Source organism: Holdemanella porci (assembly GCF_019052655.1).
GTDB classification, from domain to species: Bacteria; Bacillota_I; Bacilli_A; order Erysipelotrichales; family Erysipelotrichaceae; genus Holdemanella; species Holdemanella hominis.
In genome coordinates, this window is sequence record NZ_JAHQVB010000122.1 from 1 (window position 1) to 1,722 (window position 1,722).

2 protein-coding genes are annotated in these 1,722 nt (G+C 33.5%); both read left to right on the plus strand.

Annotated features, from left to right (window positions below; genetic code table 11):
• Positions 1 to 96: 96 nt before the first annotated feature.
• On the plus strand, positions 97 to 1,488 hold the full coding sequence (locus tag KTQ83_RS11675; RefSeq protein ID WP_217256931.1) for an IS91 family transposase: 1,392 nt from the start codon (positions 97 to 99) through the stop codon (positions 1,486 to 1,488).
• Entirely contained in the window at positions 1,418 to 1,582 is a 165-nt protein-coding gene (locus KTQ83_RS11680; RefSeq protein ID WP_181979362.1) for a hypothetical protein, read from the plus strand. The genes KTQ83_RS11675 and KTQ83_RS11680 overlap by 71 nt, the downstream gene beginning before the upstream one ends.
• Positions 1,583 to 1,722 lie beyond the last annotated feature (140 nt).

Here is a 1,722-nt window from a genome sequence, read left to right on the forward strand (position 1 = left end):
TAAAAAAAGCCCATCAAATCATATAAAATGATTTGTATGGGCGCTTTTCATTTGCCAAGTCTTGTTTACATCTCTATTTAATTCTATACTTCAATTATGGACACTACTTATCATTCAAACATTCCAATTGAAACTCTATCATTATTAGATTGTGATGTTCGAAACTTCGATTTTATTCATCCCATCAAGAATATCTTCTTCGATAATATTGAATACATTCGAAAATTAGATGCTTCTGGTAAAGCTCGTCCTTGTATTTTAGACAATGTAGAACGTTCTCTTCTTTGCCATACATGCTATCTTGGTTTTGATCAGTTTGAATGTACGGATTGTGACAACTGGAATATTATTCCACATTCTTGTCATTCTAGATTTTGTAATGCCTGTGGTGTTAAATATGCCAAACAGCTTGCAGCCAAGGCTACCTCTTTTTGTCTTGACTGCCCTCATAGGCACATTGTCTTTACTATTCCTGAAGAACTTAGAAACTGGTTCAGACAGGATCGTTCTAGACTCAATCTTTTGTTTGTTGCTTCTAGAAACACCATTTCCATTCTCACCAATAAATCTCTTGCCGATAAACTCAAAAAGAAAAAATTATCGGATACCCACTATATATTCAAAGATATTCCTGTTCGTAATGAATTTGGCATGATTGCCACTATACATACTTTTGGAAGAGACCTTAAATGGAATCCACACATCCATTGTCTTATTCCTGAATTGATCTATTCCTTTAAAAAGGATAAAATCAAAACATTTCATCATTTCAATTTCATTAAGCTTAGAAAAACATTTCAATTTGAATTAATTCGACTCATACAGGAAGCCGGTGGTTTAAAGAAGCCTGAAGAAAAGAACAGACTCTATAAAGATCATCCTAAAGGATTCTATGTCTACGCCAAATTCAAATCCCCTGACAACGCTTCTAACGATGCTTCATCTAATAAAAATAGTAAAGATATTCAAGGCTGCGTAAACTATTTCATCCGTTATGCCGGTAGACCTGCCATGGCTGAAAATAGAATCACAGAATACAATAAAGGATCAAATACTGTCAGCTGGTTCTACAATGATCATAAGGATGAAAAACGTCATGATGTCACAGATAATGTGATTGATTTTATAAACCGTCTTATTATACATATACCAGACTATCATTTCTTAACCACTCGATATTATGGATTCTATGCCAATGCATCTAAGAAAACTCTAGATAAAGTACATGCACTTCTTGGAATCAAAAAGAATAAGGATTATTCTCGTGAAACAAGAACCAAGGCCCTTAAAAACAAACTCAATAAATTGAAGTACCGCACTCATTTGATTGATTCTTTTAATAGAGACCCAATTCAATGTAAATGTGGAGCCATTATGCAGTATACTTATACATATAATCCATTGGAGGGCAAGAGAAATGACAGAACATACAGAAAAAGATGTATTGATGAAATGTACAAAATGCGGTTACGAAGAAGAAGTACCTAGATGGTTAATCGATGAATTATTTCCAAATGAACCTGAAGAAAACTATATGATGCACTGCCCTGAATGTGATCATAAGATGATTGTAAAAAAATAATTCAACAATTAAAGACAAACACAAAATGCAGGCTATTTTCAATAGTCCTTTTTGTCGTTCCTCATAATCAACAAATTGTGACAATTCGACAGTTTTTCACATACCGCATTCCCCTGTTCCGAAACCAAAATCTTAATATA

Coding starts and splice junctions, on each gene's coding strand:
- KTQ83_RS11675 (WP_217256931.1), top strand. CDS start 97: ATGGACACTACTTATCATTCAAACATTCCAATTGAAACTCTATCATTA.
- KTQ83_RS11680 (WP_181979362.1), top strand. CDS start 1,418: ATGACAGAACATACAGAAAAAGATGTATTGATGAAATGTACAAAATGC.